Genomic DNA, 26,204 nt, shown 5'->3' on the forward strand with positions numbered 1-26,204 from the left:
GCGCTCCTTTTATTTTTTCTTTTTTGGTCGTTTACGGCGTTGCGATTTTTTGGCAACGGATTCGTAAAATTTCTTTTTCTGTTTTACTTCTTTTTTCGGACCTGGCTGAGAAGAGCTTCTTCTTCCTGCGCCTTCTTTTTTCTTTGCATGAATTACTTTAGGTGCTTCTTTTCTCGTGCGGTGGAATGCTTTTTTCATGCCGACGATTTCAAAATCGATTGCTGATTCCTCTGGTTTTACTTCAGATACGCGAACCGTTACTTCATCCCCGATTCGGAATTGCTTGCCTGAACGCTCACCGATCATGATCATTTGACGATCATCGAATCGATAATAGTCATCGGTCATATTCGTTACGTGCACAAGTCCTTCAATCGTATTTGGCAGCTCGACGAATATACCGAAGTTTGTAACAGAGCTTATAATACCTTCGAATTCTTCCCCGATCTTATCGGACATGAATTGGGCTTTCTTCAGTGCATCTGTATCACGTTCTGCATCTACAGCACGACGTTCACGTTTCGATGTATGCTCTGCGATATCATCGATAATTGCTCCCCAATGATTGATTGTTGCGGAGCTTACATCTCCATTTACTAAATACGTTCGGATTAATCGGTGAACGATTAAATCGGGATAACGTCGAATTGGTGATGTAAAATGTGTATAGAATTCGGTAGATAATCCAAAATGCCCTAAACATTCCCCGTAGTATTTTGCTTGTTGTAGAGAGCGTAATAGCATCGTAGAAATGACTGGCTCTTCCGGCATACCTTCAATATTTTCAATAATTTCTTGTAATGCTTTTGGATGCACTTCATTGCCCGTACCTTTAACAACAAGTCCAAAATTCGTTAGGAATGCGAAAAAGCGTTGCAGTTTTTCCGGCTTAGGATCTTCGTGAATACGATAAATAAACGGAACGTCCATCCATTTAAAATGCTCGGCTACTGTTTCATTGGCAACAAGCATGAATTCTTCAATGAGACGTTCTGCAACAGTACGCTCGCGAGTGGCAACATCCGTTGGCCAGCCATCTTCATCTATGATAATTTTCGCTTCTTGGAAGTCAAAGTCGATTGCACCACGTTCTTGACGTTTTTCTCTTAGGATCGCAGCAAGCTCACCCATTAGTTCAAACATTGGCACCAATGGCTCGTAACGCTCGATTAACGCTGCATCTTTTTCTTCTAATATTTTAAATACATCATGGTAAGTCATTCGTTCGGTTGTGCGAATCACACTTTGGAAAATTTCATGCGATACAACCGTACCAGAGCCGTTAATGATCATCTCACAGGATAATGTTAAACGGTCTACTTGCGGGTTCAATGAACAAATACCGTTTGATAGACGATGCGGAATCATTGGGATAACTCGGTCTGCTAAATACACACTCGTACCGCGGTCATATGCTTCGCGATCAAGTGGAGAGCCTTCCGTTACATAATGACTAACATCCGCAATATGTACGCCTAGTTTATAGGTACCATCCGGAAGTTTCGTTACAGTAACGGCATCATCTAAGTCTTTTGCATCTGCTCCATCAATTGTGACGATTACTTCATCTCGTAAATCTCTGCGATTCTCCAAATCTTGCTCATCAATCTCATCTGGAACTGATTCTGCTTGGTCAATCACTTCTTGTGGGAAGTCGATGGTAATACCATGCTTATAAATAATAGATAGAATATCGACTCCTGGGTCATTTTTATGTCCAAGAATTTTCGTAACCATACCAGTTGCGGATTTTCTTTCATTTGGCCATTCCGTAATTTCTACGACGACTTTATGCCCTTCGATTGCACCTAACGTATCGCCTTTTGCGATAAACACGTCCATCGGTACTTTTTTATCATCTGGAATAACAAAGCCAAACCCACGATTGTCCTGGAATGTTCCAACGACTTGGGTAGTACCTCTTTGGGTAATTTTAATAATGGAACCTTCACTTCGGTCACCATGTGATTCACGGGATACACGAACGAGTACCTTGTCTCCGTTCACTGCACCATTCACTTCCGTCGGTGGAATAAAGATATCATCTCCACCCTCTTCTGGTGCAACAAAGCCGAATCCTTTCGCATGACCGATAAATTTCCCAACGACTAAATTCATTCGAGCCGGGGTACCATAACGATTGGATCTGGAGCGGACAACGAGCCCCGCATCTTCCATTTGAACAAGTGTTTTCACTAATTCTTTAAAATCATCCGCATCCACTAATCCAAAGTGCTCCTCTAGCTCTTTGGTAGTTAGTGGTTTATATTCTTCATCTCGCATTAGTTCTAATAATTTTTCTTTCATATTTTCCATGTTACATCCCTCCTTTTTCAGCGTGTGCACATTTGGTGTGTTTTACACATTCCAATCAAGCGACTCTAAAAAGTTTAATATATCTTCATGTAATTGTTCTTTTTCAGGACCAAGTGTAATGACATGCCCTGAGTTTTCATACCAATTGAGTTTTTTCTCTAATGATTCTGCTTGCTCAAAAATGGTATTTGCCGATTCAATATCTATTACCGTATCTTTCTTGCCTTGGGTGACAAGTAGTGGTGCGTAAATATGATCGACATGATCTCGAACATTATATACAAACTCTCTTAGCTCTGCCAGCGTCTCCATTGGAGTTTGGCGAATCGCCTCTACTTCTTCTTCTATTTGTGCTTCTGTTTTTCCTTCATATTTCTTATATTCTTTGGCATATTTTACGACACCTTCGAACATGACGTCTGTTGTTTTCATCGTCATTGGGGAACACATCGTGACAATTCCCTTAACAGGAACTGTATACCCCAATTTAAGTGAAAATACGCCTCCAAGTGAAAGTCCAGCTACCGCAATCTCTTCATAGCCTTCTGCTTTTAAACGGTCGTATCCACGCATAACATCTTTCCACCAATCTTTCGGACCGGTTTCAAGTAGCTCCTCCGGTGGAACTCCATGCCCTTTATAGTGCGGGGCAAGAGATGTGTATCCGTTTTTCTCCAAGAAACGTCCCAGCATGCGAACGTCCGATGAATTCCCCGTGAAACCATGTAGAAGTAATACTGCACGTTTTCCAGCTTCAAAGAAAAATGGTTTTGGTGTTGTAATTTTCATATTAAAATACCTCCAATCAACTATCCAAACTTAGTATGTAAAAGAAAACGCCTAACCAATCAGATGTCGGTCAGGCGGTTCGGTTCAACTCAATTATTAAAACTTTGTAACAGCAATTGTCAAAATAAAAAATAACACTGCAAGTGCAATCGTTATTCTATGTAACACAAGGTCCATGCCTCGGGCTTTTTGTTTTCCAAAAAGTTGTTCCGCTCCACCAGAGATGGCTCCTGAAAGACCAGCACTTTTCCCCGATTGTAACAATACAACAACGATTAATGCGAGCGATACAATGACAAGTAAAACCATTAGTAACGTATGCATTTGTTCCACCTCCTGATAAAACGTTCACAACATAAATAATTTTACCAAAAAGTGTGTGAAGTTACAACTCTTTAAGTAAATTAATCTATCTGATATTTTCCATTTTACTGGCTATTCCAACTAAATGCTTCAAAATTCCAACTAACCAGTCCAAATTTCCAACTATCTATTTTCTTAAGATGTGTACACCCATATATCCATAGAGGATATAAGGTCCATCACATCGAATATACATATATTAGAATTGATTAAACTAAAAGGAATGTTCATTGTGAAAAACAAACTAATCATCATCAGTACACTAATCACATTATGCTTAGCAGGATTCCAATATTGGATCACGCTACACATCCAAACGCAACTACCGTCTGAACAGTGGAGTCGGTCTATTCCCATTGACACCATGGAAAGTAATTTCTCCAAGCTGCAAAGCGTTCCGACTGAAAATGGCTATACATTGAGCTTGAGAGATTTGAAAAAGCTAATCGTGCTATCTTGTAATAGGGAGTTGGATTGCAAAGAAAAATGGACTATAGACAAGCTAAATACAAATGCAAACAGTTGGAGTGATGAAACAAACTCTTATTACATGAAAGATCACTCACTTATACATTGGAATAACTTAGACGGAGAAAAAACAATAGCTCAACATGTTATAGATTTCGCTAAGACAGAAGATACACTAGTATACTGGTCCGATGATCAGAAGATCTTCGTTTTAAACAGTCCTTCTCCTGAGGAAGAACACCAATTTCAAATGAGTGAACCTGTAAAATTTGCTCAGATTATAGACAATCAAATCTTCATAGTAACCAAAAATGAAAAAACACAGCTTTATACTTTACATAACTTATCTAATCAACCTAACAAACTTTTTCAATTTGAATTAAATGCAACAGAAATTCTTTCCTCGTTGCAAATTATCCAACACTCAGCTACTAATTACCTTTTATTATTGGACAAAAAAGTATCCGCTGGTGGGACAAGTACAAAGAATATCGAAACTGCATCCTTTAATCTAACTATGAATCAATCCCCTATTTTTAACGAATTATCTTTTGTTGAAAAGCAAACAGATTTGTCATTAAACTATATTCAAAATCCGGCTATTTCTTCTGGAAAACAAGGACCAATTATCACGTTTTCCTCAACATTCAATGATTCTTCTGGTGAAAAAGTTACGAAAGTTTTTGTAGGTGATTTTTCTGAAAAAATCATTCAAGCTAATGCTGTTACGAAATCAGAAAGTCGATATGAACGGCCTATTCTTTTGAATGAGCAAACAGTAGCTTATTTAAAAATGACCGGTACAAATCGATCTCTTGCCTATTCGTCTGCTGATGAGGAAATAAAACAAGCGAGTAGCGGGATTATGGAGGGAGATTATACAGCAGCAGGCTACACATTAATAGAAAAGTTATTTTATGGAGTTATACTTGTCCTGTTTTCATTAATTTGGATCATTATAACCTTACTCATAACCTATGGGACGTTACTTACTATGCTGAAGATGAAAGTTGCTCAATCCCATAGAATTGCATTCTTTGTTCATATAATTGCATTGCTTGTGATTCAAATATGTTTATTATTTAAATTTACGACTATCGAAAATCTCATAACCCGTATTCCGTTTATTACGGAAAATTGGCATTTTGTGATTTTACTGTTGGTCTCAAGCATTCTTTCCTTTGTTCCTTTATTGATGCTTCGTGAAAAGGTATCGGAAGATAATTTTAATATGTTTGTTGTTTATACTACATTTATGAACTTACTCATTTTATTTTTCTTAATTGGACCTTATCTGTTTTAACTGAAGCATCTGTTATATTTTGTAAATAATAAAAATTAAAGGAAACCCTAAAAAAATGGGTTTCCTTCATATCTTGATACTCATTCATGAAAATTTATACCATCCGAGGATTTTCCGCTTCCAGTCTATTCAACCAATTATGAACTAATGCATTAAATACATCAGTTTGTTCGATTTGTAGGTTGTGACCAGCCATATCAAGCACTGCAAAAGTTGCCCTTGGGTAATCTTCTATTAATCGCCATGCATCGTGGTATCCAACTACATTGTCCTGACGCCCTGTGATAATTAACGTGGGATACTCAAGTTTAGATGAAATATCAAAGGTAAAGCCATATCCATTTTGACGGATGCGGTTTACGAATTCATCATTTGTTTGTTTAGAAGGAAGTAATATTTCATTTCGAAACCTCTCCCATTCAGGTTGACCTTGTACTACCCCCATGGAGCAAAATTCATCAGCATCATTTATAGACAATTGTGATATTAAGTTGTTGTCTCTTTTTAGAACGGTCTGCTGTGGTACTTCCCTTTCATCGAAGTCGGGTATAGTCATTGGTGCCATCAGCAGTAATCCCCGAACTGTGTCCTGACGCAATCGGGCTATTCCTCTGGCAATGTACCCTCCATATGAATTACCACAAATAATAAACGGTTGACCAGGGATAGTCTCGTCCAAGAGACGCAATACCGCTTTTAAAATATCATCAGAGTTCTGAATAGATGGTTGTGACTTGGATTGCCCCATACCCGGTAAGTCTATGTATATTCTCTTCCAACCGTTTCGTTTCTCGAATAACGGTTCCATTGCATGTAGCATCACTTGATGGTCAAGTGTCCAACCATGCAACATAACGATGGGATATCCTTCTCCAATTACTTTATGGTAAATCGACATATATTCATTTCCCCTCTCCCTGTAAACCAAATGATTAACATGGACATTTAATCATTTCATACTTATCTTACAATTTTAACAAAGTTGAGTAAGGGTTACACGCTTTAAAATAGGCTAACTACAAAAAGCTACTTAACAGCAAAATGCCGTTAAGTAGCTTTTTTGATCATTATTTTAAGTTATAAAAAGTATCTTTTCCTAAGTATTGAGCAGTAATATCTAGTTGGTCCTCAATACGAAGTAATTGGTTGTATTTTGCTACGCGGTCTGAACGAGATGGTGCACCCGTTTTAATTTGGCCAGCGTTTGTAGCAACTGCGATATCTGCAATTGTTACGTCTTCTGATTCACCAGAGCGGTGAGAAATAACTGCTGTATAGCCTGCGCGTTTTGCCATTTCGATTGCGTCGAACGTTTCTGTTAAAGTACCAATTTGGTTTACTTTTACAAGGATCGAGTTTCCAACGCCTTGCTCAATTCCTTGTGACAATTTTTTCGTGTTTGTCACGAATAAGTCGTCTCCAACTAGTTGCACTTTTTTACCTAATTTTTCAGTAAGTAATTTATGTCCAGCCCAGTCGTTTTCATCTAAACCGTCTTCGATTGAAACGATTGGGTATTTTTCGCAAAGCTCTTCATACCAAGCTACCATTTCTTCTGAAGTTTTTACTACGCCTTCACCAGCTAAATGGTATTTTCCGTCTTCTTTATTGAATAATTCAGAAGCGGCAACGTCCATTGCAAGAAGTACTTCTTCCCCTGGTCTATAACCTGCTTTTTCAATCGCAGTCATGATCGTTGAAAGTGCTTCTTCGTTAGATTTTAAGTTCGGCGCAAATCCACCTTCGTCTCCAACTGCTGTGTTTAATCCTGCATCTTTTAATACTGCCTTTAAGCTATGGAAAATTTCAGCTCCCATACGTAATGCGTGACGGAAAGATTCTGCTCCGACTGGCATAACCATGAATTCTTGAATGTCCACGTTGTTATCAGCGTGTTCTCCACCATTTACAATGTTCATCATTGGAACTGGTAGTTGTTTCGCATTGAAGCCACCTAAATATTGATACAACGGAATATCTAAGTAATCTGCTGCTGCATGCGCAACGGCAATCGATACACCTAAGATTGCGTTTGCACCAAGGTTAACTTTGTTGTCTGTGCCATCTAGTTCAATCATTGCGTGATCGATTCCTACTTGGTCAAGTACGGAAAAGTTCTCTTCTAATTCTGCTGCAATGATGTTGTTTACGTTATCTACTGCTTTTAAAACACCTTTCCCTAGGTATCTTGCTTTGTCACCATCACGAAGTTCTACTGCTTCATATTCACCAGTAGATGCGCCAGATGGAACGATTGCACGACCAAATGCTCCGCTTTCTGTAAAAACCTCTACTTCTACTGTTGGGTTCCCGCGTGAATCTAATACTTCACGAGCTTGTAAATGTGTAATAATTGGCATTTTTAACTCTCCGTTTCGATTAGTGTTTTACCTGTCATTTCAGGTGGTGTTTCTATCCCTAACAAGTGTAACATGGTTGGTGCTAAATCGGCTAAAATTCCGTCAGAACGAAGCGAAATTTCTTTTTGGGTGACAATAACTGGCACAGGATTTGTCGTGTGCGCTGTCATTGGCTGCCCTTCTAACGTCGTTACCTCATCTGAATTTCCGTGGTCTGCTGTTATAATAGCACGTCCACCTTTTGCTAAAATAGCATCTACTACTTTTCCTAAACATTCATCCACTGCTTCAATCGCTTTAATCGTCGGTTCCAGCATTCCACTATGACCTACCATATCTGGGTTGGCAAAGTTTAAAATAATGGCATCGAACTTATCATTCGCAATTTCCGAAAGCAGTGCATCCGTTACTTCATATGCGCTCATTTCCGGCTGCAAATCATATGTTGCAACTTTTGGAGAGTTTATCAGAATACGCTCTTCCCCAGGGAATGTTTCTTCCCGGCCACCGCTCATGAAAAAAGTAACATGTGGGTATTTTTCTGTTTCCGCAATTCGAAGCTGTGTTTTCCCGTGCTTTGCGAGTACTTCTCCGATTGTGTTATACAAATCATTTTTTTCAAACACTACATCGGATACCACATCATCACTATAGTGCGTAAATGTGACGAACTTCAAGTTGGTCGGATGTTTTTCACTAAGCCTAAAGCTGTCGAATGTAGGTGTGTTCAGCGCCATCGATAATTGAATGGCACGATCGGGACGGAAATTAAAGAAAATAACCGCATCCCCAGAATCGATCGTGACAGCTTGTTTTGCATTTTCTTCCACAACAAAAGGTAAAACGAACTCATCTAAAATATCTTCTTCATACGATTTTAATATTCCAGCCGTCGATGTTTCGGCCGTTCTTCCGATTCCGTCTACTAGTGCTCGGTAAGTAAGCTCTACACGATCCCAGCGACGATCACGATCCATCGCATAATAGCGGCCACTAATAGAGGCAAATTTCCCGATACCGATTTCTTTCATTTGTTTTTCGGTTTCTTCTACAAAACCTACTGCCGTTTGTGGTCCAACATCACGGCCATCTAAAAATCCATGGACAAACGCTTCTTGTAGCCCTTGCTCTTTTGCTAGCTTGAGTAATGCAAATAAATGAGAATAATGACTATGAACGCCACCGTCCGAAAGGAGCCCCATTAAATGGAGCTTGCCTCCCGTTTGTTTGACATGCTCGATTGCAGCTAATAGCTTCGGCTCTAAAAAGAATTCGCCTTCTCGAATAGACTTGTGAATGCGCGTTAAGTTTTGGTAGACAATTCTTCCCGCTCCAATATTCAAATGCCCAACCTCGGAGTTCCCCATTTGTCCTTCAGGTAATCCTACAGCTTCTCCAGAGGCGATTAATGTAGCATTCGAAAAGTCTTTCCAATAACGATCATAGTTTGGTTTTTTCGACTGTGCTACTGCATTTCCGAATTCTTCGTGGCGCAGTCCGAATCCATCTAAAATGATTAAAGCTACTGGACTTTTAGACATTTTGTCCAGCCTCCAATAATTTTACGAAAGAGTCTACCTGTAAACTTGCTCCACCTACTAAAGCGCCGTCAATATGCTCTTTTGAAAGAAGCTCTTCAATATTTTCTGGTTTCACACTGCCGCCATATTGAATGCGTACGCTGTTTGCCACTTCTTCTCCAAATCCATCGAGAATGGTTTCACGAATTGCTTGGCATACCTCATTTGCATCATCCGCAGTAGCTGTTTTACCAGTGCCGATTGCCCAAATTGGCTCATAAGCGATAACGGAAGCTTCCACGTTTTCCTCTGAAAGCCCTTCTAAAGCAGCCATTACTTGAGCTGAGACAATATTTACGGTTTCATTTTGTTCACGCTGTTCTAACGTTTCACCTACGCAAATAATAGGAGTTAAATTATTTTCAAACGCAGCTTTTACTTTTTGTTGAACAGACTCATCTGTTTCATTGAAATATTGGCGTCTTTCCGAATGTCCGATAACGACATAGCTAACACCAAGATCTTGTAGTTGGTGTCCACTCACTTCACCAGTAAATGCACCTTCTTTTTCTTCATGCATTGTTTGAGCACCAACTGCCACAAACGAATCTTTTGTCGCTTGTACAAGCTGATCCAAAAAGATTGCCGGTGCACAAATAACCGCATCTACCTTGCTGCTATCTACTTGTTTGTCTTTTAACTGTTCTACAAAATCCTTCGCTTCGTATAGTGTTTTATACATTTTCCAGTTTCCTGCAATGATCGGTTTACGCATCTAAAATCTCCTCCATTACTTATCGTTTAAAGCGGATACGCCTGGTAAGTCTTTCCCTTCCATAAATTCAAGAGAAGCTCCTCCACCAGTAGAAATATGATCCATCTTATCGGCAACCTCAAATTTTTCAACAGCAGCTGCAGAATCTCCACCACCGATAATCGTATATCCAGCCGTTTCAGCCATTGCGTCCGCTACAGCTTTTGTACCATTCGCAAAAGCGTACATTTCAAACACACCCATTGGTCCATTCCAAATGATCAGCTTGCTATTTTTAATAACATCGGCATATAGAGCAGCCGTTTTCGGCCCAATATCTAATCCCATCCAGTCAGACGGAATTTGGTCTATTTCTACCACTTTCGTGTTTGCATCTTTTGAAAATTTGTCTGCCACGACTACATCGACCGGCATATAGAATGAAACACCTTTTTCTTTCGCCTTTTCAATGAAGCCTTTTGCCAATTCGATTTTATCCTCTTCTAATAGAGAGTTTCCAACATCATGTCCTTGGGCTTTCGAGAAAGTGTACGATAAACCTCCACCGATAATAATATTATCTACTTTATCTAATAGGTGATCAATAACACCGATTTTATCTTTTACTTTTGCCCCACCAATAATGGCAGTAAATGGACGTTCAGGAGTTGATAAAGCTTTTCCTAAAACATCTAATTCCTTTTCCATCAATAATCCAGATACAGCTGGCAATAATTTTGCAATACCTTCTGTGGTTGCATGGGCACGGTGTGCGGCACCAAATGCATCATTGACATACACATCTGCAAGAGTTGCGAATGCTTTTGCAAGTTCAGGATCATTTTTTTCTTCTCCTGCATGGAAGCGGACGTTTTCTAATAACACTACATCCCCATCTGTCATTGCAGAAACCGCTTGTTCCACTGCTTGTCCAATGGATTCATCTAATTTTGTTACAGGCTTATTCAAAAGTGTCGCTAAATGCTCTCCTACTTTTGTCAAACGTAGCTCTTCTTTTACTTCCCCTTTTGGGCGTCCCATGTGACTAGCTAAAATGACTTTCGCGCCTTGCTCGATTAAATAGTTAATCGTCGGTATCGCTGCTCGAATACGAGTATCATCTGTAATAGCTCCATCTTCCATTGGTACGTTAAAGTCTACTCGACAAAACACACGCTTTCCTTGTAAAGTTACATCGCTTAATGATTGTTTTTCCTTCATGAATTAAGCCTCCCAATTATGCCAATTATGTAAAAAAAGAAGGAGCAAAGGGTAACCCTTGCTCCTTTTACCCTCTTATATTATAGAGGTTATCTCTTACAAATTAAAGTCCGCGCTCAGCCATCAGTAATGCAAGGTCGATACAACGAGCAGAGTAACCTGATTCGTTATCATACCAAGATAATACTTTCACCATATTATCTCCAAGTACCATTGTAGAAAGTCCATCTACTGTTGATGAAGCAGTGTTTCCATTATAGTCAATTGAAACTAATGGAAGCTCGCTGAATGCTAAAATTCCTTTTAATTCATTTTCTGATGCTTCTTTTAAAACATTATTAATTTCTTCTACTGTTACTTCTTTATCTAGTTCCGCTACAAAGTCTACTAATGAAACATTAGGTGTAGGTACGCGGATTGCCATACCATCTAATTTTCCTTTTAGCTCAGGAAGTACTTTCGCTACTGCTGAAGCTGCTCCCGTTGTAGTTGGGATCATCGATTCTGCTGCTGCACGAGCACGACGGTAATCACTATGTGGTAAATCTAAAATACGTTGGTCATTTGTGTATGAGTGTACAGTTGTCATCATTCCACGTTTAATACCAAATTTGTCGGATAACACTTTTGCAAGTGGAGATAGACAGTTTGTCGTACAAGAAGCGTTTGACACAATATGATCTGTTGTTGGATCGTATTTGTCCGCATTTACACCCATAACAAATGTCGGCATATCATCTTTAGCTGGAGCAGATAAAATAACTTTTTTCGCACCTGCTTCAATATGTTTACCAGCTTTGTCTTTCGTGCTGAAAATTCCTGTAGATTCGATTACGATATCGATTTCTAGCTCTTTCCAAGGAAGTGCAGCTGGGTCTTTCTCTGCAAGAACGCGAATTTTATTACCGTTTACAATTAAGTATTCGCCTTCTGATGATACTTCTGCATTTAAAATACCGTGCACTGAATCATATTTCAATAGATGTGCAAGCATTGCAGCATCCGTTAAGTCATTAATGGCTACTACTTCTATTTCACTTTTTTCTAATGCTTCTCTAAATACTTTACGCCCGATACGTCCGAATCCATTAATCGCTAATTTTACTGTCATATTAAATTCCTCCTAATTGGTTTGTTTCATGATTTTCATCATTTCATTTGCTGCACCTTCATCTGTTACTAGCACAGTTTGCTCTGGTGCTTGTTTAAAGTAAGACAATAATGCTTTTGCTTTTTTGGCACCACCAGCAACTGCTAGTAAATGCTCTATATGTTGTAGCTGTTTTAACTGAATACCAATCGTTCGAATCCGGTGAACTGCTTCACCTTGTTCATTAAAATAATACCCAAATGCTTCACTTACTGAACCTTCTTTTTTTAGACGCTCGATTTCATGCTCGTTTGTGTTTCTTCTGCGAGCCATTTCTTCCGCATCGCCAATGCCGTGAATGACAATATTCGTTCTTTCGTAGAGATCCATCATTTCTTGTATGAAAGGCTCTTTCTTCATCGTAGTGTACGCTTCTTCACTCAAACTATCCGGCATATATAAGGTTCGGTAGGATCCATTCATTTTCCCCGCAAACAAGGACGCAATGGTATTAGCTTGAAACGAAACGTCTCTTCCAACTCCGCCTCGAGCAGCGATAAACAATAATTGTTTCCACTTGGTTGTTTCTTGTACAAAATTCGTAATGGAAGCAATCGTAGAACCGCCCGTGACAGCGACTATTTTTTCGTCCGTCAAAATACTTTCCAAATACTTCGCTGCTTCCTGTGACAAAAGCATGGTCGCATTCGTATTAGTATCTACATCTCCGGGAACAATAATTACTTCTTTTATGTGTAAATGTTTTGCCAGTTGTTGTTCAAGTTGTAATCTTCCTGACCATACTCTTACAACTTCTTTTAAGTCGATTAATAATTGTGTGCCTTTAGAAGTTATTGCAGCTCCGTCTCTTGAAATATCGATTAACCCTTGATTTCTCAAAGTATCTAATTCTTTTCGAGTGTCTCTTTCGGACAAACCTAGCTGTTCTCCTAAAACTCGCCTGCCAATCCCTTTTGTAAGTTGTATCGTTTGAAGTATTCGATACCTCTTTTGCAACAACTCACTCATTTCCGGTATTAGCTTTAGCTGAGCAGTGAGCAATGATTCCATTTTTCACTTCCTCATTGGTTATGACGTTTTTGTCCCACTTAGTTAAAAAATGTCCCACTTAGTTAAAAAAAAAGTGAATTTCTATAATTCATCATATAATATACTATGCAATTTTGCAATAATAGTGCATTACCTGTTGAGGGAAATCCTCCGCTGAATGGGGATCTTGCGATTTTGAGCATGTATCTTGCGATTCGAATGGGGTATCTTGCGGTTCGGAGGTTGTATCTTGCGATGCCATACTCCTATCTTGCGATTCCCAAAAACTACAAAAAAATCTGGTGCATTATTAAAGTAATGCATCCAGAATAGTTGGGTAATCCACTTGCCCATATTGAATTATTTCATTTTCAAATTCCACGACAGGAATCATCAGCATATATTTTTCATGAAGCGCATCATCTTCTTCGATGTTATACTCCTTTATTTCAAACGGTACATCCTCTTGCACTAGTTTCAGTACTATTCTTGCATCCTCACATAAATGACAGCCTGGTCTTGTGTAGAAATGGACAATCATTTTATAACATCCTCCCCAATAGCATTTATTCCATTTTAATAAAAGGTTACAATTAAAGCGATACTTTTTATTCGTTCCTTCGTCTATAGCAGTAAGGGGAGGTCAAGAGATGGAAATGGAACAGCTATACAAAGAGTACAGCGATCGAGTTTACAGCTATATATACTTTCTTGTCCGTCATAAAGAATGTGCCGAGGATCTTACGCAAGAAACCTTTTATAGAGCATATAAAGGAATGGCTTCTTTTCAGAAACAGGCTTCTACTGCCACTTGGCTATTAAAAATAGCACGTAATGTGACCTATGACTACTTTCGAAGGAAAAGAATTATCAAATTTTTCTCTTTTGAAAAAGCGCATGATTTGGAGACAAATGCATTAACGCCAGAGAACCAGTTGGAACAAAAGGAGCAACTTGTGAAAATGTATGATTCCTTAAGCAAGCTAAAAAAAGACTATCAGGAAGTCCTGCTGCTGCGCAAGGTACAAGAATGTTCGATTCAAGAAACAGCCTATATACTTGGCTGGACCGAGGCAAAAGTAAAGATGAAAATGGCCCGAGCATTTGAGGCACTAAAAAAGGAATTCCACCAGGAAGGAGGTCATGCAGATGGAACCATCAAAAGAATTCGATAAGCTTTTTGAGGAAATGAAAGAGGTAAAGCGTTCAGATAAAGCAAAGCAAAATACATGGCTTGCCTTGAAGGATAAAATAGAAACAAAGAGAAAACGCACGATATTTCCAGCGTTCATATCATTAGCAATTATAGCAATCGCCTCTTTTCTCTTCATTACTTTTTTGAATCCCTCGGAGACGGAGAAGTCGGCAGAACCTCTTTCCAATGAAGAGGTAATAAAAGCAGTTTTAGAAAGAGAATATAACGGTCCAAATATGGAAATTTCCCAGTTACTGAACGATTGGATGGACTTACAAAGCGAAACCGAAACGCAAAATCAAGAGGACTACAATCAACTACTGGAATCAAAGGAATACAAAGATTTCATGAATTATTATCCAGCCACTTTTGGTGAATACTTTACAGAGAATATGCTGACAAATGCGATCCGGGCAAATTTAGTATTCAAATATAATCACTATCTAATAGATAACGACATAGAAATGCAGCTAGAGAAAGTCAAAATTACTCAGGAAAAAGATCACCCAAATATCTATCGCCCCATCATAGAGGTTTCCTTAACAAATAACAAAGGACAGAAAATTTATCATACAGTGCGAGAAGAATTTATCTTTTCTAAAACAGAGCCCGGAAAAATCGGTGGCTATAATGGAGTGAAAGCTGGCGGTGGTATAGAACTTCGAGAAAAAATAGAAAACTTTCAAGCTTATGTTGAAAATAAAGAGGATGTGCGAACCCCATCGATTGATGTTTCCTTTGACACCCTTTGCTTCAATGGTAGTATGCCCGACCCAGACGGTACAGTAGAATTTAAGTCAGGTTGTACATCCGATAGATCCCAAATCAATTCTGTCATGACTATCATGGAGAATTTTTTTGTTAAAGAAGTATCAGAAAAAGAAAGTGGGGAAAGGGCAGCAGCTCTTCCTGAAATAGAAAATTATCATATTCACTTAACTAATGCAGTAGATAAAGAAACAATATTATATACTATTACGTTATACGAGGATGGAGTTTTCACGTTCTCTCCAGGCTTTAGCTTTGGAATTACTGGTGACATTACTACTGAATCGAAAGTTTTCTTTTATGAGGAGATCAAGCAAAGACTAGATGAATTTGCCGATAACGAATAAACAAAAAACCAACTAATCGTTGGTTTTTTCTTGTTGAACACTTGCTGATTTTAAAATAAACTCTACTTCCCCTTCATTCATGTTGCCTGTTTTTTGGAATCCGTAGCTTTCGTATAACTTGATAGCAACTTCATTATCTGGTTCTGTCGATAGATAAATTGTTTCACAGCCGTCTAGCTGTTTCATTTCGTCCAAGATCAATTGTATAGCCTCTCTGCCGTAGCCTTTTCCCTGACATGTATGATCAATCATTAAGCGACAGATCCAGTAATTCTTCGTATCCTCATCTAACCCATACATCGCAAACCCAATTACCTTGTCATCTACTTCAATGCCTTTAACAATCCATCCATTTTCGTAAATCGATTGCACGATTGATAACGCATTGGAGGCTACAAATTTTTCTATTACGGTTGCTTTTCCGTTCTCGTTCGTCGTTAAAAGAACGGTTCTTAACCAATTATCTTTATTAATCTCTACAAGTTTCAATCCCAAATCCCCCATTCCTCTCATCCAGATTATTTTATCAGGAATGGCAAATCAAACATATAACTACACGAAAAAAAGCCCCCAAAAGGGCTTTTTATTCATGATTTACCATTTGCGACCTGCTCCACCACCTCCGGAGCTACCACCACCGAAGCCGCCGAAACCTCCGCCTGAACTTCTTCCTCCAGAGCCTCCGAACCCGCCAAAGCCTCCTCCGAAGCTTCCTGGCCCAAACATGCGTGTAGAGCGTCTACCACCGGAGCCAGGTCTTCCACCACCGCCTCCGCGACCACCAGACATAATGGTGATAATCATATAAATCACGAAGATAACGATAATAATTGTGGAAAACGAAAAGCCTCCACCGGAAGCTGCTGGATCTTTCGGATCTTCTAGCTCCCCGTCCCAACCGTATTCTGTTGCAACTTCATTGTATAAAACTTGGTATGTGGAAAGAACTGCATCATCAACAGCTCCCTCGTTTAGAAAGGGTTTCGTATAGTCATCTAAAATTCTTCCAATTTTTCCATCAGGTAAAGCTCCTTCGAGTCCCTGACCTACAGTAATATAAACATCTCGATTCCCTTTCTTTGTTGGATCTGTTTCAATTACAAGTAACACACCATTATTCTTTTCAGGATCTCCTATCCCAAACTCTCGGATAACATCCACGCTAAACTGATTGACATCTTGCCCATTTAAAGAGTTGATAATCATAACGACAATTTGTGAGCCTGTCGCCTTATCTAATTTCAACCCAAGCGCTTCTACTTCCTGCTTAGTCGTCTCTGATAAAAAGCCTTCATAATCCTGTACATAGGACTCTCCAGGTATCGGCTTAGGTATATCCGTTGCTGCTACAGCTACGATTGGAACGAAAAGAAATAAAAGTAGCGCAGCTAGGAGCAGACGCGCAACTTTTTTCATTATTCTCCATCTCCTTCAAAGTCCACTACTGGAGCATCCTGTGCAGCTGCATCTGCTTTAAAATATTCCTTTTCATCAAAGCCAAAAATAGAAGCTACAATACTTCCAGGCATACGTTTTACTTTCTTATTGTAATCCGATACTACAGCATTATAGTCTTGCCTTGCTACAGACAATCGATTTTCTGTTCCCGCAAGCTCATCCATTAATTGACGGAAGTTTGCATCCGCTTTTAACTCTGGATAATTTTCTACCACTACTAATAATCTGCTTAAAGCGCCAGATAATTGGTCATTGGCAGCTGCTTGATCTTCTGGAGTAGACGCACCTGCTAATTTCGAACGAGCATCTGCGATATTGCTGAGTACTTCTTTTTCATGAGAAGCAAAGCCTTTCACTGTATTCACTAGGTTTGGAATTAAATCCAAACGACGTTGCAGCTGATTTTCTACTTGTGCGTATGCTTTATTCACATCTTCTTCAGCATCTACAAAGCTGTTTTTACTTGAGAATAAAACCACTGCAATGATCGCTATAATCACGATAATGATGACAAGCGGTCCTAATAATTTTTTCATTCTATTCACCTCTAACTTAAGTTTAATATTCATTTACCTTTAAAAAGCTATTGCGAAACATACCTTAACTTGTTCATTTCTTTTGATTAATATAAAAAATTTAGGGTAAGGATGAATAGACCGATCAATAATCGGAGGTGATTCACATGAATAGTATTAACAATCCGAATGATTCCATGCCAAAAGATGTAATCGATACACTGGAAAAGATTCAAGGAAGGTTTCCGGGAGCACGTCGCGCACATGCGAAAGGGTTGTTTTTCGAGGCAACGTTTACACCTAATGGGAATGCCATAGCCTATACAACGGCTGCACATTTGCAAAAAGAAGCCGTATCCAACTGTCCGGTTTTCGAACAGTCCACCAAACCCGACAGCATCCGATTTTCTTTCACCTTTTAAAGGTATGTCTGTGCAATTTCATTTACCAGATGGAACTGCAAGTCATCTAATTAGCACCACCATACCTATTTTCATAACAAAAGATCCAAAAACCTTTATAGATATGTTGAAAATTTTAACGGCAACTAAAACCGGATTGGACAAAGTGGATTTAGGAATAGGTGTGCTGAATATTATAAAAAAGTACCCAGAGAGAAAAAATATCTTGCTTGCTCTGCAAGAACAATTTAAACAGCCACCCATAAGCTATGCGTTGCTCCACTATTACCCAATACACGCATTCTATTTTGTCAATCAAGATGGAAAACGCCAAGCGATAAAATATGAATGGCAGCCTGTACAAGAAAAAGAAGCTTGGCTGGAGAAACCAGCAGCAAAAATAACATCTCCCGATTATCTCGAGGAAGATCTTCACGAGAAATTTAAAAATGGACCAATCTCTTTTAACTTAGTCATTCGTTTAGGCACAGAGGATGATGCTACGGATGACCCAACAGTTGATTGGCCAGAAGACAGGCAACAAATAATAGTTGGTCAATTAACATTAAACAAAGCTCTGTTTCCGAATGAGCCCATTTTGTTTGATCCGACTATAGTGACAGAAGGAATCGAGCTCACTGCAGATCCTATTCTTCACTTTCGTCATGATGCCTATGCGGTCTCTTATGATCGCCGTAAGAAAAATGAATAGAAAAAAACACCTGAAGCATGGAAATCATACTTCAAGTGTTTCTGTATTGCATTTTATAAAATTGATAAAACGCCCCCGGAGGGAATCGAACCCCCATCTCAAGAACCGGAATCTTACGTCATATCCATTAAACTACGGAGGCAAGCGACTAATCTATTATACAAATGATTTATAAATATTTCAACTTAACTTTTTAATGCTTAATATTTGACCTTCCTTGACCTTAATGTGTATGATAAAGTTACAGCTGAGATATACTTTTCAGTAATCAAAATAGACAATACCACCTTTGAAGGAGGCAATCAGGATGAATTTAATTCCTACAGTAATCGAACAAACAAATCGTGGAGAACGTGCGTATGATATTTATTCACGATTATTAAAAGACCGAATTATTATGCTTGGAAGTGGCATTGATGACAATGTAGCTAACTCAATCGTTGCACAGCTTCTATTTCTAGAAGCAGAAGATCCAGATAAAGATATTTCTATCTACATTAACAGCCCAGGCGGTAGCATTACAGCTGGTATGGCAATCTACGATACAATGCAGTTCATCAAACCAGATGTACAAACAATTTGTATTGGTATGGCTGCTTCTATGGGAGCATTCCTTCTTACAGCTGGAACACCTGGAAAACGCTATGCGCTTCCAAATGCTGAAGTAATGATTCACCAACCACTTGGTGGAGCTCAAGGGCAAGCAACAGAAATCGAAATTGCTGCAAAACGTATTTTATTCTTACGCGATAAATTGAATAAAATTATTTCGGAGCGCACAGGTCAACCTATCGAAATAATTGCAAGAGACACAGATCGCGATAACTTCATGACTGCTGAACGTGCAAAAGAATATGGTTTAATCGACCACATCATCGAACGCAGCGAAATGAAAAAATCATAATGAAAATTGTACCCAAGGGAATTTTACTTTCCTTGGGTATTTTTTATTGGGTGAGACTTAAAGCCTCTTATGTGGAAAAGCATAATTTAAATACGCGCAACGTTGAAGTCCATTTGCGCAATGTTCCTCTTCGAACACGCAACGTTATTATCGCTACTCGCAACGTTATAGCACATACGCGCAACATTCCCCTTCAAATGCGCAACGTATTGGTAGCCAAGCCACAAAAAAAGCCATCCCCGAGTCCAACTTGACCGAATGGGACAGCCCTTTGTTTTTATTCTTCATTGGCGATAAATTTTGCTAATGTTTCTACCGCTTCATCCTCGTCTGAGCCTTCTGCGCTTAAGTTTACCGTTATTCCTTTGCTTATTGCTAAGCTCATGATTCCCATGATACTTTTAGCGTTTACTTTTTTCTCATCTTTTTCTAAGTATACATCTGCAATATAACGATTTGCCTCTTGTACAAATAACGCTGCTTGTCTTGCTTGTAATCCCGAGGGTAATTTCACTTCGACTTGTTTTTCTGTCATCAATATACGCTCCATTTCACTAAATTGTTTCGCCTCTACGAAGTGCATCTGCGATTTCATCTATTTTTCGTAATCGATGGTTAATACCGGATTTACTAACATTTCCAGTGGAAACCATTTCCCCTAATTCTTTTAATGTTACATCTTGATATTCAACACGTAAACGTGCAATTTCCCGAAGTTTGTCTGGTAATTGATCGAGACCGATCGAACTTTCTATATAACGGATATTCTCTACTTGGCGAATAGCTGCACTAATTGTCTTGTTTAGATTAGCCGTTTCACAGTTAACTAAACGATTTACGCTATTTCGCATATCTCTGATAATGCGGACATCCTCAAATTTCAATAAGGCACTGTGGGCTCCTGCGATGCTTAAGAAATCAGAAATTTTTTCTGCTTCCTTTAAATATGCAACGAAGCCTTTTTTCCGTTCAATCGTTTTCGCATTCAACTCAAATCCATTCATCAAATCTACTAGTGCGTCACTATGCGTTTTGTATAACGAATAAATTTCTAAATGATATGAAGACGTTTCCGGATTATTAACAGAACCTCCAGCTAAAAACGCACCTCTTAAATAAGCGCGCTTACAGCAATTCTTTTTCACTAACTCTTTTGAAATAGAATATTCAAATTGAAAATGGTCCTTCAATATTTGTAAATCCTCTAATAACTCTTTCGCTCCATCTCGGATACGACAAATATACACATTATTTTTTTTCAATCTCATTTTTTTTCGAACAAGCAACTCTACTTGATATGGATATAACGATTTTATCAGTGTGTATAACCTTCTAGCAATTGCTGCATTTTCAGTTTGTACATCTAAACTAAGCGATTTATTGCTAAATGAAAGCGATCCGTTCATTCGAATAAGTGCGGATAGTTCAGCTTTTGCACAACATGGTTTGGACTCTTCCTGCGTCATTTCTTTTTTTGTTTCAGAAGCAAACGACATAATCCGTTTCCCCCTTTCTTGCTAATGATTACTTTCACTTGTTGAGAATTCAACTATAATCATTTACGCATATTCTACTAGCCATTTCGCTACTTTCATCGCATCATGACGCACTGCGCCACTATGGACGATGGAAATGTCTTTTTTCACAACTTCTAAGTTTAATGTTTCTAGTTGCTCTATATCTATTTTGACAGGTGATGCTTTTTCCTGCTTGTATAAATATTGTACATTTTCAGGGATCTCTTCATTACTTATTAAAACCACATCTAAGAAATTCTCACCAACATGATCTATTAAAGCATGAACATGATCAAATGCAGTATAGTCACTCGTTTCCCCGGCCTGTGTCATTAAATTACAAATATAAACCTTCTTCGCTTTTGAACAGATAATTGCCTCTTTTATACCTTCCACCAATAAATTCGGTAAAATACTAGTATATAGACTTCCAGGTCCAATTGCGATAATATCGGCTTCCCGTATTGTATTAATTGTTTCTGGTAACGGTTTCACATCAGATGGCGAAATAAAGACCTTCTCTATTCTCTTTCCATATGATGGAATTTTAGATTCTCCACTTACAATTTTTTGATCTTCAAATTGTGCATGAAGAGTCACTATTTGATTGGCTGCAGGAAGAACCTTCCCGTGAACCTTTAATACACGGCTCATCTCACTAATGGCATTAGCAAAATCACCTGTAATAGAAGTTAACGCTGCTAGCATTAAGTTACCTAAAGAATGGCCTTTCAGCTCTTCTGATTTAGAAAAACGATACTGGAACATTTCTTCCACTAAAGGTTCTACATCCGATAGTGCTGCCAATACATTTCGAACATCTCCAGGTGGTGGAATATCATAATCATCCCGTAATCGACCAGAACTTCCACCATCATCTGCTACAGTGACAATTGCTGTAATGTCGAGTGGGAATTTCTTTAAACCACGAAGCAATGTAGATAGTCCCGTACCACCACCAATAATAACTATTTTCTTACGGTGTTTTGTACGCTCCATTCCTTCATTCCTTTCTTATCGTTACATCTCTATGTGTAATAACCGTTTTATCATCTGCTTTTAATAGTTTACCAAAGTATTCAGCTAAAGTAACGGAACGATGTTGACCACCTGTACAACCAAAAGCGATAATTAGCTGCGTTTTACCTTCTCGTTTATACTGCGGAATCATAAATAAAAACAAATCCGTTAACTTCTCGATTAATGTCTTTGTATCTGCCCATTTTAATACATAGCTAGATACCTCTTCATCCAGCCCTGATTTCGGTTTTAGTTCTTCTATATAGAACGGATTGGGAAGAAATCGAACATCAAACACTAAATCGGCATCGATCGGGATACCATGTTTAAATCCAAATGACATTATATTCACAGTAAATACTTTACTACCTTTTGACGAAAATTCATCTTGTATTTTTTCCCTTAACTGGCGGGGTTTCATCGTAGATGTATTATAAATAAATTGAGCTCTTCCTCTTAACTCAGAAAGTAACTCTCTTTCTTTTTTTATACCATCTAGCGGTAGCCCGGAATCTGCTAGTGGATGAGAGCGTCTAGTCTCTTTATATCTTCTAACTAATACTTCATCTTTTGCATCTAAGAATAATACTTTTGGAGTTATCGTTGTAGCTTCTTGCAGCTGATTGACCGATTCCACTAAAGAATGGAACATTTCTCCCCCTCGTAAATCCATTACTGCTGCGATATTTCGAGGCTGTTTATTGGAATCGATCATTAGCTTAATGAATGTACTTAAAAGCTCTGGTGGCAAATTATCAATACAATAATACCCAAGATCTTCAAAACTCTGAATGGCAACTGTCTTACCTGCTCCAGACATTCCTGTAATAATGACCACTTCAGTTTCTGGCTTTTGCGTACTATCCATTGTATATTTCTCCCTCCGATGATTGCTGAATCGTTTCTGTTATCAATGAAAAATCAGGTGTGTAAACGAATGTTCCATATTGCATACCTTTTTCTTGCACAGCAAATAACAAATTTGTTCGATCGCCTTCAGCCATTGGAAGCGTGTGTAAAGCTTCTACTGGATGCCATTCTAAAAGACCTTCTCTTGTTTCATGAAATGGTGTACCTTCCAAATCCTTCGCAACAAATGTGAATAACATCCACTCATCTATTTGTTTGCCATCCTCTTCGATCACCATCGTGTATATCCCTTTTAAATGCGGTTTAATAGGTTTAGCATTCGTTTCCTCGGTAAACTCTCGAATTGCAGAAACGAGGATGGATTCTCCTGATTCCATCTTCCCGCCCGGAGCAACGTACCAGTTTCTCCTAGGCTTTTTTAATAAAAGAACTTTGCCATCTTTGCATATTAGTAAATTTGCGATTCTTTGCACGAATTGTCACTCCACATCTATCATGTGTTAATAATTTTATTATACATTAATTTTCACAAAAAGAGGCTGCTTCACGATTAAAATCGCGAAACAGCCTGTTCAACTATTTCTTATATAAAAAGGGGGGTCAATTTATATTTCTAACTATACGCTATAATTGTTTCAAGCAGGTTACAAATCGATTAAGAAATAATTAAATCAAGCGTTCGTCGCTGTCTTTTCTTTTACATTTTCAATATAATGTTGTGCCGCTTGTGCCGCGATACTTCCATCCCCAGTAGCCGTAACAATTTGACGTAGCATTTTATCACGCACATCTCCTGCACCAAAAATTCCAGGTACAGCTGTTTCCATTCTTTCGTTCGTTACGATATATCCGTTTTCGTTTAAAATTCCTAAATTCGAAAATGGTTTTGTTAATGGAAGCATTCCAACATATACAAAAACTCCATCTGTTTGGAATTCTCTTTCAGAGCCATCTACAGTTGAAACTAATGTTACGCTTCCTACTTTACCTTCTTTACCGTGAATTTCTTTTAACGTTGTATTCCAGATAAAGTCGATTTTTTCGTTTGCAAATGCTCGGTCTTGTAAAATTTTCTGTGCACGTAACTGATCACGACGGTGAACAATCGTTACTTTATCCGCAAATTTAGTTAAAAATGCACCTTCCTCAACAGCGGAATCTCCTCCACCTACTACTACGAGGTTTTTCCCTTTAAAGAATGCACCATCACAAACTGCGCAATAACTTACACCGCGTCCACCAAGTTCAGTTTCTCCGGGAATACCCATTTTTTTATACTCTGCACCGGATGAAATAATAACTGCAAGTGCTTTATATTCTTTACCGCTCACTTTTACTGTTTTATAAACTTCTCCATCGACGATTTCAGATACGTCTCCATATGCATATTCTGCACCGAATTTTTTCGCATGGTCGAACATTTTTGTGGAAAGCTCCGGACCTAAAATCGTTTCAAAACCTGGATAGTTTTCGACCTCTTCTGTATTTGCCATTTGTCCACCTGGAATACCACGTTCTATCATTAAAGTAGAAAGATTCGCACGAGAAGTATAAACAGCGGCAGTCATCCCTGCAGGACCTGCTCCAATTATTATCACATCATAAATTTTTTCATCAGTCATCTGACATTCCTCCTACATTGCTTCTACCATCAATCTATAGGATTTTTATACCTGCTTCAACTTTTATGCCTATGCGTCAAATAATGGCAAAAATTGCATAAGTTCATTTACATATTTCGTTAGGGTAGAAGTTGTAATTCCGTATTCTTCTGCATATTGCTTTTTTGTTACATTTTTCTTTCTGGATGATTCAAACATATATTCCGTTGCAGCCGCAAGTGCTCGTGGATTTTTAAAGCCGTACGCCTTTTTTAACGCACGTTCCACTAACACAAACCACATTTGAAATAAAAATGTAGCAGATTGTTCTAAAGGCTTGTGTTTTTCATAAAGTAAGTCCGTAGCAGCAATGGCTCTTAAAAAAGCTTTCTCCGCTACAGATTTTTCGTTAAATGAATGCCCTAAAGAATTTGCCAAAAATAATTTTTCCATTGTCGTCAATTCTTCTACTACAATCCATTTTGGATGGGAAATAATTTCTTGACGGTGCGCTGATTTTCCCAACAGATAAAAACCTAATATTCGCTCACTCACATGTTGGTTTTGTAGCTTTTCTAAAATGAATTCCTTTTGGTTCTCCATCTGTGATTCATCTAGATCTTTTATATGTGGTAACCAAGGTTCAAATCCTGCTTTTTCTGGATCTAATTTTAATAATGTATTCCAAGCGCTTTTCGCAACTTCTTCATGTCCCGAAAAATAGGCAGAATGAGATAACCAAAAATAAAAACCTGGATCCCCTTCAAATCCTTTGCGTTGCAAACTTCTTAACCATTTAAATGCTTGTTCGTATTTGCCGATAAGTGCAAATGTAGCACCTAATTTATAACGATGCTCGATGAAATAAGGATTAATTTTAGATAAAAATTCAGTGATTTCTTCTAACTCTTCCGTATTTTTTTCATAATAATAAATAACGGCTAAATTACAGAGCGCGTGAATATTACCTCTGTTTTCCCTTAATACTTCATGAAGTAGCGCCTTTGCTTGCTCCTCTTCCCCAATATAAAAATAGGCAAGCGCCAAATTATTAAATGCTGCCCAAAAATCAGGATATTGCGTAATAATGTCTTCTAGCAATTCAACCGCTTCTGGAAATTTCCCTTGTTCCATTAACCGACGAGATTTTTCCTGTAAAAAAAGAGCTTCCGAGGACGGTGCATCCACTTGAAGAGAAAGAACATCTTCCTGCTCCGTGAAATCTACTATTTCCATCGCATCCTCTGTATATTCTCCGTTTATATTCATCTCTAAATATTTTTTGGCAAAACGATTCGCATCCATAAAATTTCCTATATGAGCGTTCACCTCTGCCAAAAAGAAAACGATTTCTGGGTCACTTGGGTTGATCGTATAAGCATGTCTCAAAAGTTCATGCGCTACATCGAATTTATCTAATTCCATTTGTAAAATGGCATATTGCATTAAAATAACTGGGTCATCAGGGCTTAAATCTACCGCTCTTTTTAAATATTTATGAGCTTTCTCATATTTTTCTTTTTGTAGCTCATCTAAAGCTTTTTTATAGTAATAATCGCCCGTAGGCAAAAATGAAATAATATTTTCCTTAAAAACCTTTTTACTTTTTTTATCCAAGATAATCCTCCGAAAAATAATAAGGAACGTCGAAAGCGTTCCTTA

27 protein-coding genes and 1 tRNA gene are annotated in these 26,204 nt (G+C 38.4%); 6 read left to right on the plus strand and 22 right to left on the minus strand.

The window, feature by feature from the left end:
• Positions 1-9: 9 nt before the first annotated feature.
• The 3 genes from rnr to secG all read right to left on the minus strand — a co-directional run bounded on the left by rnr (position 10) and on the right by secG (position 3,429).
• Positions 10-2,316, minus strand: a complete 2,307-nt coding sequence (rnr, locus tag ACIP9W_RS10910) for a ribonuclease R (RefSeq protein ID WP_400789105.1) — start codon at positions 2,314-2,316, stop codon at positions 10-12.
• Positions 2,317-2,358: 42 nt separating this feature from the next.
• Positions 2,359-3,105 (minus strand): alpha/beta hydrolase, encoded by a 747-nt coding sequence (locus ACIP9W_RS10915; protein WP_400789108.1) that lies wholly within the window; start codon positions 3,103-3,105, stop codon positions 2,359-2,361.
• 96 nt (positions 3,106-3,201) lie between these two features.
• Positions 3,202-3,429: a preprotein translocase subunit SecG gene (secG, locus tag ACIP9W_RS10920; RefSeq protein ID WP_400789111.1), complete on the minus strand. Its 228-nt coding sequence runs from the start codon at positions 3,427-3,429 to the stop codon at positions 3,202-3,204.
• 271 nt (positions 3,430-3,700) lie between these two features.
• Here secG and ACIP9W_RS10925 point away from each other — a divergent pair, with 271 nt between their 5' ends.
• Entirely contained in the window at positions 3,701-5,239 is a 1,539-nt protein-coding gene (locus ACIP9W_RS10925) for a hypothetical protein (protein WP_400789114.1), read from the plus strand.
• Between the two features lie 94 nt (positions 5,240-5,333).
• On the opposite strand, the gene ACIP9W_RS10930 is transcribed toward ACIP9W_RS10925, so the two are convergent.
• From ACIP9W_RS10930 to ACIP9W_RS10965, 8 genes are all read right to left on the minus strand, one after another.
• Entirely contained in the window at positions 5,334-6,137 is an 804-nt protein-coding gene (locus ACIP9W_RS10930; RefSeq protein WP_400789117.1) for an alpha/beta fold hydrolase, read from the minus strand.
• Between the two features lie 169 nt (positions 6,138-6,306).
• Entirely contained in the window at positions 6,307-7,599 is a 1,293-nt protein-coding gene (gene eno / locus ACIP9W_RS10935; protein ID WP_400789120.1) for a phosphopyruvate hydratase, read from the minus strand.
• Positions 7,600-7,601: 2 nt separating this feature from the next.
• Complete coding sequence (gene gpmI / locus ACIP9W_RS10940; RefSeq protein WP_400789122.1) at positions 7,602-9,140, minus strand: 2,3-bisphosphoglycerate-independent phosphoglycerate mutase; 1,539 nt, start codon at positions 9,138-9,140, stop codon at positions 7,602-7,604.
• Positions 9,133-9,894, minus strand: coding sequence for a triose-phosphate isomerase (tpiA, locus tag ACIP9W_RS10945; protein ID WP_400789125.1), 762 nt, complete (start codon positions 9,892-9,894; stop codon positions 9,133-9,135). The genes gpmI and tpiA overlap by 8 nt, the downstream gene beginning before the upstream one ends.
• Positions 9,895-9,909: 15 nt before the next feature.
• Positions 9,910-11,094 (minus strand): phosphoglycerate kinase, encoded by a 1,185-nt coding sequence (locus ACIP9W_RS10950; RefSeq protein WP_400789128.1) that lies wholly within the window; start codon positions 11,092-11,094, stop codon positions 9,910-9,912.
• A gap of 103 nt (positions 11,095-11,197) precedes the next feature.
• Positions 11,198-12,205 (minus strand): type I glyceraldehyde-3-phosphate dehydrogenase, encoded by a 1,008-nt coding sequence (gene gap, locus ACIP9W_RS10955; RefSeq protein WP_400789131.1) that lies wholly within the window; start codon positions 12,203-12,205, stop codon positions 11,198-11,200.
• A gap of 12 nt (positions 12,206-12,217) precedes the next feature.
• Positions 12,218-13,255: a sugar-binding transcriptional regulator gene (locus ACIP9W_RS10960; RefSeq protein ID WP_400789134.1), complete on the minus strand. Its 1,038-nt coding sequence runs from the start codon at positions 13,253-13,255 to the stop codon at positions 12,218-12,220.
• Positions 13,256-13,544: 289 nt separating this feature from the next.
• A complete protein-coding gene (locus ACIP9W_RS10965) occupies positions 13,545-13,775 on the minus strand; it encodes a glutaredoxin family protein (protein WP_400789137.1) in 231 nt (76 codons plus the stop codon).
• Between the two features lie 109 nt (positions 13,776-13,884).
• On the opposite strand from ACIP9W_RS10965, the gene ACIP9W_RS10970 reads away from it, so the two are divergent.
• Positions 13,885-14,409 carry an RNA polymerase sigma factor gene (locus ACIP9W_RS10970; protein ID WP_400789140.1) on the plus strand — a complete coding sequence of 175 codons (525 nt, stop codon included), beginning with the start codon at positions 13,885-13,887 and terminating at the stop codon, positions 14,407-14,409.
• Positions 14,384-15,544 (plus strand): hypothetical protein, encoded by a 1,161-nt coding sequence (locus ACIP9W_RS10975; RefSeq protein ID WP_400789143.1) that lies wholly within the window; start codon positions 14,384-14,386, stop codon positions 15,542-15,544. Before ACIP9W_RS10970 ends, ACIP9W_RS10975 begins: the two co-directional genes overlap by 26 nt.
• Positions 15,545-15,556: 12 nt before the next feature.
• On the opposite strand, the gene ACIP9W_RS10980 is transcribed toward ACIP9W_RS10975, so the two are convergent.
• The 3 genes from ACIP9W_RS10980 to ACIP9W_RS10990 form a co-directional block, all read right to left on the minus strand.
• A complete protein-coding gene (locus ACIP9W_RS10980; RefSeq protein WP_400789146.1) occupies positions 15,557-16,033 on the minus strand; it encodes a GNAT family N-acetyltransferase in 477 nt (158 codons plus the stop codon).
• A 105-nt stretch (positions 16,034-16,138) separates the two neighbouring features.
• Complete coding sequence (locus ACIP9W_RS10985; RefSeq protein WP_400789149.1) at positions 16,139-16,960, minus strand: TPM domain-containing protein; 822 nt, start codon at positions 16,958-16,960, stop codon at positions 16,139-16,141.
• Complete coding sequence (locus ACIP9W_RS10990; protein WP_400789152.1) at positions 16,960-17,538, minus strand: LemA family protein; 579 nt, start codon at positions 17,536-17,538, stop codon at positions 16,960-16,962. Before ACIP9W_RS10990 ends, ACIP9W_RS10985 begins: the two co-directional genes overlap by 1 nt.
• 146 nt (positions 17,539-17,684) lie before the next feature.
• Between ACIP9W_RS10990 and ACIP9W_RS10995 the strand changes: the two genes are divergently transcribed.
• Together ACIP9W_RS10995 and ACIP9W_RS11000 are read left to right on the plus strand one after the other, a co-directional pair.
• Complete coding sequence (locus ACIP9W_RS10995; protein WP_400789155.1) at positions 17,685-17,939, plus strand: hypothetical protein; 255 nt, start codon at positions 17,685-17,687, stop codon at positions 17,937-17,939.
• Entirely contained in the window at positions 17,854-18,630 is a 777-nt protein-coding gene (locus ACIP9W_RS11000) for a catalase (protein WP_400789359.1), read from the plus strand. Before ACIP9W_RS10995 ends, ACIP9W_RS11000 begins: the two co-directional genes overlap by 86 nt.
• Positions 18,631-18,700: 70 nt before the next feature.
• Here ACIP9W_RS11000 and ACIP9W_RS11005 read toward each other — a convergent pair.
• Positions 18,701-18,772 (minus strand) — tRNA-Arg (locus tag ACIP9W_RS11005).
• Between the two features lie 165 nt (positions 18,773-18,937).
• Between ACIP9W_RS11005 and clpP the strand changes: the two genes are divergently transcribed.
• The gene (gene clpP, locus ACIP9W_RS11010; RefSeq protein ID WP_400789158.1) at positions 18,938-19,534 is read left to right on the plus strand and encodes an ATP-dependent Clp endopeptidase proteolytic subunit ClpP; all 597 of its coding nucleotides are present in this window, start codon (positions 18,938-18,940) and stop codon (positions 19,532-19,534) included.
• 277 nt (positions 19,535-19,811) lie between these two features.
• Here the strand turns inward: clpP and ACIP9W_RS11015 are convergent, their stop codons facing one another.
• The 7 genes from ACIP9W_RS11015 to ACIP9W_RS11045 form a co-directional block, all read right to left on the minus strand.
• Complete coding sequence (locus ACIP9W_RS11015; protein ID WP_282241912.1) at positions 19,812-20,069, minus strand: HPr family phosphocarrier protein; 258 nt, start codon at positions 20,067-20,069, stop codon at positions 19,812-19,814.
• A gap of 19 nt (positions 20,070-20,088) precedes the next feature.
• Entirely contained in the window at positions 20,089-21,030 is a 942-nt protein-coding gene (whiA, locus tag ACIP9W_RS11020) for a DNA-binding protein WhiA (RefSeq protein WP_142539985.1), read from the minus strand.
• 63 nt (positions 21,031-21,093) lie between these two features.
• Positions 21,094-22,050, minus strand: coding sequence for a gluconeogenesis factor YvcK family protein (locus ACIP9W_RS11025; RefSeq protein WP_282241914.1), 957 nt, complete (start codon positions 22,048-22,050; stop codon positions 21,094-21,096).
• Between the two features lie 4 nt (positions 22,051-22,054).
• Positions 22,055-22,939, minus strand: coding sequence for an RNase adapter RapZ (gene rapZ / locus ACIP9W_RS11030; RefSeq protein ID WP_142539983.1), 885 nt, complete (start codon positions 22,937-22,939; stop codon positions 22,055-22,057).
• Positions 22,932-23,414 (minus strand): NUDIX domain-containing protein, encoded by a 483-nt coding sequence (locus ACIP9W_RS11035; RefSeq protein WP_400789163.1) that lies wholly within the window; start codon positions 23,412-23,414, stop codon positions 22,932-22,934. The genes rapZ and ACIP9W_RS11035 overlap by 8 nt, the downstream gene beginning before the upstream one ends.
• Before the next feature lie 198 nt (positions 23,415-23,612).
• A complete protein-coding gene (gene trxB, locus ACIP9W_RS11040; RefSeq protein ID WP_400789166.1) occupies positions 23,613-24,563 on the minus strand; it encodes a thioredoxin-disulfide reductase in 951 nt (316 codons plus the stop codon).
• Between the two features lie 69 nt (positions 24,564-24,632).
• Positions 24,633-26,159, minus strand: coding sequence for a tetratricopeptide repeat protein (locus tag ACIP9W_RS11045; protein WP_400789169.1), 1,527 nt, complete (start codon positions 26,157-26,159; stop codon positions 24,633-24,635).
• Positions 26,160-26,204 lie beyond the last annotated feature (45 nt).

Origin of the sequence: Psychrobacillus sp. NPDC093180 (assembly GCF_044754065.1) — a bacterium.
In the GTDB taxonomy this organism is placed as follows: Bacteria; Bacillota; Bacilli; order Bacillales_A; family Planococcaceae; genus Psychrobacillus.